The 7,631-nt window shown below is 64.0% G+C and carries 1 protein-coding gene; it reads right to left on the bottom strand.

What is annotated here, in order from left to right:
- A partial coding sequence (locus tag ACTOXK_RS11340) for a hypothetical protein (protein ID WP_482279940.1) occupies positions 1 to 7,631 on the bottom strand: 7,631 nt, incomplete at both ends.

The raw sequence follows: 7,631 nt of genomic DNA, 5'->3' as shown, positions 1-7,631 counted from the left end.
GTGTTGCGAATCCAGTGGGTGCCCTCGTTGGGGTCGCCCTCCTCGGTATTGGTCTGGGTCTCGTCGTAGTAGTACTGGGTCAGGGTGACCGTCTCGCCCTCAAGACCCGGCTCGCTTTGGTCGTACACCTTCTCGGTCTTCATGACCGGCTGGCCGTTCTCGTCGAGCACCGGGTTGCCCTCGGCGTCCAGCAGCGGCTCGTCGGTGACCTTCTCGGTCATCTTCTGCACGCCGTCGTAGTCGGCGTCATGCCACACACGGCCAGCGATCTCGCGGCGCGGCACAGCCAGCTCGCCCACATCGCCGCCCGGTACCTCCTCGGCGCGACGGGTCAGGTAGTCGTAGGCCACCGTGCCCTCGGCGCCCTCGTGCACGTCGGCGCGGGGCACCTCAACCTGGGAGGGCTGACCGGCATGGGTACGACCGGCGCCCACCTTGGCAGCCAGGATGATCTGGCCGTCCAGGGCACGCAGCGCCGTCGAGCCGTCCACGTCCTCACGGCCGATCACCTTGTAGGAGGCCTGCACCGGCGAGGCGCTGTCGCGCACGTCGGAGTCGGCAGCCACATCGTCGCCCTGGTGGTAGTGGGTCATCATCCACGGGGTGGCGTACAACTCGTTGCCGTCGTCGTCGGTCACCACGTCCTTGTGCAGGCCGTTCAGCACCACACGATAGGCAGCCAGGTAATGCTCGCCGTCGGCATCGGTGTAGGCGGTCGGCAGGTTCTCGAAGGTGTAGACGCCCTCCTCGTCGGTGTGCACGGTCACGAAGCCGCCCGCAGCCGTCTCGCCGGAGGGATAGGTGGCCCCCAGAAGCGGATTGCCGTCGCCGTCCAGCTCGGCCTTCATCTCCACCTTCACCGGGGCCCCGTCCACGCCGGGGTACTCGCGCACCCACCAGGTCTCGGGGTTGCCCTGGAAGTCGGTACGGGCCTCGGTCTTCCAGTTGGCCGCCACGCTCGTGCGCTCGTCGTCGCCGAAGCGGTCGTTGCGTACCCAGGCACCGTCCTTATAGTAGTACTGCTCCACCGACACCGACTCGCCGGCCATGCCCGGCTCGTCGTCGTCCATGATGCCGTCGTAGTTATCGTCGTTCCACACCTTGCCGGTGATGGCCGAACGCGGCACCTCCACCAAGCCCACGTCCCAGTGCTCGATACGTTCGGCGGCACCTAGGTCGTAGGAGTTCAGCGGGGCGCTGTTGGAATAGCCGCCCTTCACGAGGCGCACGTTCTCATCCGAGGCACCGGAGTGGTTGGCGGCCAGACGGCGCATCTCGGCATCGCTCAGGTTGTCACTCTCCTCGATGGCGTTGTTCGCGAGCAGGTAGTCGCGCAGCTGCTCGGTGGACAGGCGGTCGATCAGCTCATCCACCGTCAGAACGCCGGCGCCGTCCTCGCTTATGATGTTGTTGCTCGTCAAGTAGCTGATAAGGCTGTTGCGCACGGCCACATCGGTGTCGCCGGCCAGCACCACCATGGTCTGGTAGGCCACGTCGTCATCGTTGCCCGCAGGCTGCGGGAACAGCTCGTTGCGGGCCGAGGGCGCCTCGTTCAGGTAGTAGGCGTACACCACCTTGCCGTCCTGCACGTAGTCGTTGCCGTTGGCGTCCTTCACCGGCTGCACCGCCATGGCGGCATCCGAGTCGACTTCCTCGTCGAAGGTGCCGGTGAGCGGGTTCGCGGGAACGTTGCGGAAGGTCACGCCGTAGTCGCGGGTGACCAGCTTCAGCGCATCGCGGTCGATGCGGATGCGGTAGCCCGCCAGATATTTCGTCTTGTCCTCGTCCTTCACGGTCTTGGGCGCGTTCGGGTCGGCCACATAGGTGGACACGCCCTTGAAGATATAGCTGCCAGCCGACGTGGAGCGCGTGGTCTTGTACTCCAAATCGTTCAGCACCCAGCGGCCCTGGCCGGTGCCGTCCTTGCCCGGCGTACCCGGGTCGTAGTTGGCGGGATCGTCAGTCTTCGCGTCATCGGGCAGCCAGTAGTACTGCTCGAGCGTCACCTCCACCTGGCCGACGCCCACATTGGGCACGTCGCCCTGCAGGCCGTCGTAGAACAGGCCGCTGGTTTCGGTGCCGTCGTTCTTGTCCGACCACACGTAGTTGCCGAGGAAGCCCTTGGTGCCGTCGATCCAGCCAAGCGCCAGCTTGTCGTAGATCTTATAGCCCTTCCAGGTGTTCTTCGGATCCTCGTACAGCGCACGGCCCGAGGCGTCGGTGGGCACCTCGGCGTAGAAGCTGTTGGTCTCGGCCACGCCGCCCTTCAGCCACAGGTCGTTGTCCCACATGGCCGCCACCTGGTCCTTCGGCTTGCCGTCGGCATCGAGCGTCTGGTCCTCGGCGTTCTTCGTGGGCCGGGTCAGCGGGCTGTCCTCCCAGTTCATAACCGAGGGCTTCAGCACGCGGTTCTTCGTGTCGCGGCAGACCACCTTGTAGTTGTGGAACGGCTCCAGGTTGAACTTGAAGGAGCCCGAGGCCTCGGCAGCCGCGCCGCTGGCGGCGGGCACCCATCGCCACTCGGTGGTCTGGTCGAGCGCGTCGATCACCTCGGCGCTCACCAGGTTGTTGCCGTTGTCGTCGAAGGCGCGCTGCCAGGTGGCGCCGCCGTCGAGCGTCACCTCCAGGTTGCAGTCGGTTTGGGTGATGGCCTTGTTGCCGTTGGTGTCGTAGGCCTGCTTCCAGCTGCGGGTCTTCTCGTCGTACACCATCACCTGCACCATCATGTTCTTCAGGCGCAGCTCTTCCACTTCCAGGGCGAACTCGTAGGGATTCGGCTCGTCCAGGTTCACGTTCACCCAATCGAGCACGCCGTCGATAAGCTCCGGATCCACCGACCCGTCGGTTTCCAGATACTTGTTCAGGTTCAGGGTGGGCTTGCCGTTCACCATGATGAACGGAGGAAGCTCGCCCTTGGAGGCGTCGTAGGCCGGCGCGTTGTCGGGCGTGAGCGACATCGTGGAGATGCCCGCCTCGCCCGTCAGGTCGGGGGTTGTCGCAGCGGGCGCGGCCGACGCGGTAGCCGATTTGCCGAAGATGTCGCCGCCGGAGTTGCCGCCGGAGTTGCCCGGGCCCTCCTCTTCGCCGCCATCGCCGTCGCCGTCGCCGAAGTCGGGATCTTCCTCCTGATCCTCGTAACCGGCCAGCTTGTCGTCGCGGTAGGCCACGCCCTCGTAGGTGACCGGCAGCGCGATACCCACGTTGTAGCTGGTCATCTTCGCGTCGTACACCTCGTGCTGCGGATCCTGGCCCACCGAGTACTTGTCGGCATCATAGGCCACCGGCTTCACGTCGATGACGTCGGAGGTGGCCACCATGGTGCTGCCCGAGCGCTTCACCGTCATGTAGGAGGAGATATTCTCGGTGGTGCCCTGGTCAACGCCCTTGCCGTTGATGACCGGGGCCTCGGTGGCACCGATGCGCTTGGTGGTCAGCGCGTAGTTCGCGTACTGCTTCGGGAAGGTGAAGCGCAGGCGGTACTTGCCCGGGGTCAGCATAGAGAACATGTAGTAGCCCCGGTTGTTGTAGTAATCGGACTCGGTGGTGTACACGTAGGCGCCCAAGTCCACGCCCTCGGCGGTGGTCACCGGCTCGTAGCCGTACAGGCCGCGGATGGCCGCACCGGTCTTCGGATCGGCCTTTACCCACGTCAGCTGCGAAGAGGTGGCGTCCATCTTCACCTGGGTGACCGCCTGACCCTCGCGGTTCACCGGCACGCCCCACTCGTTCAGCAGCTCTACCTTCACGCCGTTCACACCCGGATCGTCGGGCTTGCCGTCGTAGTTGAGGTCCTTCATGAGGGCGCTCGTGTCCTTGCCCCCGTCGTAGGTGTATACGTACTTTCCGTCTTTCACCGACTTCTCGGTGGACAGGATGTAGCGGCCGTTGGCGGCCTTGTGGTAGGTGGTCTCCCGGCCGAGCGTATCGGTGGTCAGCTCGCCCTCGGTGTCGTTGGTCAGCGTGTCCCAGTTGGTGTCCATCCACACGTAGCTGCCGATGTAGCCGTAGCCGTCGGGGGCGTCCACGTACACGCCGGCGGGACGATCCTCCAGGTTGCGATAGGTCAGGCCCTTCTCGCCAGAACGGTAGTCGACCTGCGACATGAAGGTGTTCCACTGGCTCGTCTCCCACAGGCGCTTCTGCAGCTCGGTGGAGTCTTCCTTCAGGCCGTCAATGGACTTGAAGGTCTTGCCGGCATTGCCGAGGTACTTGGGAAGGTTCAGCGGCGCCTTCAGCGTGTACTTCAGACGCGCGTCGCCGTTGCGGGCCATGAGGATGAGATTGTCGTCGAGCACACGGCACCATACCGTCTGGATAGCCCGGGTGATAGTCTCCTTCTCGGCCGGATGGGCCTTCACATACTCCTTCAGCTCGTTCAGGTCCACCATGTTGGCCTTGGCCATGGAGGAGGACACCGACATGCTTTCAACTTCCTTGCCATCGTCGCCGACGACGATGCCCGTAGTGCGCTCGGCCACCCAGCGGGTCATGAACTCGTCTACCTTGTCGGACTCCCACTCGGCGAACTCGGGCTGGCTTTCGGCCACCTTGATGGGATGCACGATATCCTCATGGGTAAGCGGGATGATCTTCTTGGCAGCGCCGTCTCCCTCCACGCTGAAGGGGCCCACCCATACCTGGGCCTGGGCATCCAGGTGCTGGCCGGTAACCTTATCGGTCTCTCCGACGATACGCAGGTCGTACTTGCCCACAATATCGCCGTCCTGGGCGTTGGTAAGGCCCAGCTCGTCTTTCTCGGCCTCGGTGAGCGACTCCACCGAGCGCGTGTCGGTGTACTCCACCTTGATGGAGTCCAGATCCTCCAGCCAACCGGACCACTGGGACTGGCGCAGGTTGTAGGCCTTGGCGCGGCTATCCCACGTGGACGTCATATGGTCGCCGGGGTAGGGCAGCGCATCCACGAAGGTGGGGTGCTTGTACAGAAGCGCCGTAGACTCGTTGATGCCCGTGTACTGCTGGATGTTCTCGTAGGTGTACGAGCTGCCCTCAGGCACGGCCGCGGTCTGGGAGCGCTTGGAGAACTTCTCGTCGGTGTACTCGGGCTGCACCATCTTCTCCTGCACCACGTTGTCGTTGTTGGCCCAACCGATGGAGGAAGTGTCCTTGCGCAGCAGCGTCTCGGAGCGGTCGCCGTTGCCGTTACCGTCGTTCAGGTCGGAACGGTAGGAGGAGTCCTTCTGAATGGAGCTGTCGGCGGCGTTCAGCATGGCCTTGGTCACGAGCTTCGTCACCTTCTGGCCCGTCACCGGATCGTTCTCCACCTGGAACAGGGGCCAGTCGTAGAAGTCGTAGGAGCCGGTCTTGTCGGCGTAGGACGACAAAACGAGCGCGCTGCCCACGTCGGTGGAAGCCGAGGAATTCGGCGAGAACTGCATCATGAAGTCGACGATGATGGCCTGGCCGGCGTTCAGGGTGCCGCGGGAGTCGTTCTGACCCACAAAGTTCCACGTGAAGGAACGGCGCGTGTTGGACGTGGTCGATCCCTCCGACTCGGGCTCCGTAGCCGAAGTGCCCCCGTTGCCCGTGTTGTACAAGTAGGCGAACTCGTCCTTGGCGGAGATGGACGTGCCGCCGTTGGCTACCATACCGCGGCCGAGCTTCGGCTGGCCCGTGGTCTGGTCGGTGGGGTCCTCGCGCAGGGCGGCCGTCGACGAGCCGATCTCCACCGGATCGTAATCGGTCAGACTGCCGAAGGCGGTCAGGGTGCCCACCGGCTCGGTGGGCAGCTGCACGCCCTCAGGCAGCACGGGGTTCTTGATGATAGTGCCGTTGCTGTCGGCCATACCCTCGAAGTTGTAGGTGTCGTCGGCATTCTTCGACCACAGGTAGCCCTCGGTGTCGCGCTGGAACTCCTTGAACTTCACCACGCGGTAGGTCCACAGCGGCACCGTGGAGTTCATATGCGACGCATTGGAGGCGTTCTTCTCGGTGGGGTTGCGGCGATAGCTCTCGCTCAGGGGGCTCAAGGCCGCGCCGGCCTTCTGGGCCAGGCCCGTGTCGTCCACCTGGCCATCGTGAGTGGCTTTCTTGTCCAGATCGGTGTAGGGCACGTACTTCACCACGCGACTGTAGGGGCGTTCCTTGGTCACGCGGTTGCGCAGCGCGTTGGACTGCGCCACGATGTTCTTGCCAGAGCGCACCGCATCGGTGGGCGTGACCTTCTCGGGCGCGTAGTGGGCCTCGGTCACGTTGCCGTCCTCATCCACCGTGCGCTTCTGATAGCCCTTCAACACTTCAATCTGAGCGTTGATGGCCTTGATGATGTTGTCCACCTCATCGCGCGAGCCATCGGGCACTCGATCGCCGGTGAGGATCTTGATGGCCTCGAGTTCCTTCACCAGGGCCGCCACGTTGTTCATGAAGGTCTGGTGCGACGGACCGGGCGTGATGTTGCCATCGGCGTCCACGATATCTTCGCTCGCGTCGTAGTTGAAGGTCTGCACCTTCTGACCGAGAGCCTGCACGGCATCGGCCTGGCTCAGACGCGTCTGCTGATCGCGGGTAAGCGCAGGCAGGTCGGAGAACATCGAGCCGGGCGTGGGGCCGAAGTTCTGGATACGGGGCAGCAGCGCCGACACCGACGGATTGGTGCAGGTGTCCACGTGGTAGCCCACTTCCCCGCTGTTATCGAGCCCGCTGCCGAGTGCCGAATGGCCGAGCAGGTTCAGCTGGCCCTCGGACAGGTTGTACAACGTGATCTCGTAGCGCAGGAACAACGAGTCGGTCGGGTCGAGCATGATGGACTCGCTGTTCCAACCGTAGCCGTCGTTGGCCGTGCCGGAGAAGTACCACTGCTTCGCGTCGATCTTGATGGTGGGCTTCTCCTCCGAGCGGAAGAAGCCGCAACGGCTGCGCTCGTAGGAAGCATACTTGGTGTCATCGTAGCGCGGCACCACCGTGGCGAAATGGTTCACATGCACCGAGTCGGACTTCACCACATCGGGATCCTCGCCCTGGATGCCGCCCGTCTCGCTGGAGGCCACGTTCACCTTGGCGCCGTTGGACTCGAAGGCCGAGGCCACCGCATTCACCGCCTCTTTCGGCGTGTCGTCGTCGGCAAGCAAGGTGAGCGACTGACCCACTTCCGCATCATTGGAGAGGGTTCGCGTGCCGTAGAGCGCCTGGGGCGTGCCCTGGATCTTGGGCAGCTCAGTAATGAAGGCCGAGCTGTGCACGCAGGCGGCATTGTTCGTGATGGAGCTGGGCATAGAAGAGCCGATCACCCACACGGGGCTGTTCTCGCGCACGATGAGGTCGCCCTGGATGGTGCGATCCCAGCAGTCCTCGCCGCCTACGGCCGGATTGGGCGCGGTGCCCTTCAGAGCCGCCTGGTACTCGGCAGCGCTCAGCGTGCGGTCCACCCGTCCGCCCTTCTCGGTCTTGATCACATCGCCGTAGAAGTACAGCTCGTTCGGTCCGATCTTATAGATCTGGCTCATATCCAGGTAGTTCACGTTGCCCAGATTGCGTTCGGTGTACTTGTACTCCACCGTATCGTCGGTGTAGCTCTTCTTCTTGGACCAGGCGGTGTTGTTGCGGGCCGCGTCGATGGCATCGGGCTCTTCGGAGGCGGCCGTGTCCGGATCGGCGTCGGTGGCCAGGCGGAAGCC

Source organism: Adlercreutzia sp. (assembly GCF_056795635.1).
This window is presented reverse-complemented; position numbering and strand designations above follow the sequence as displayed.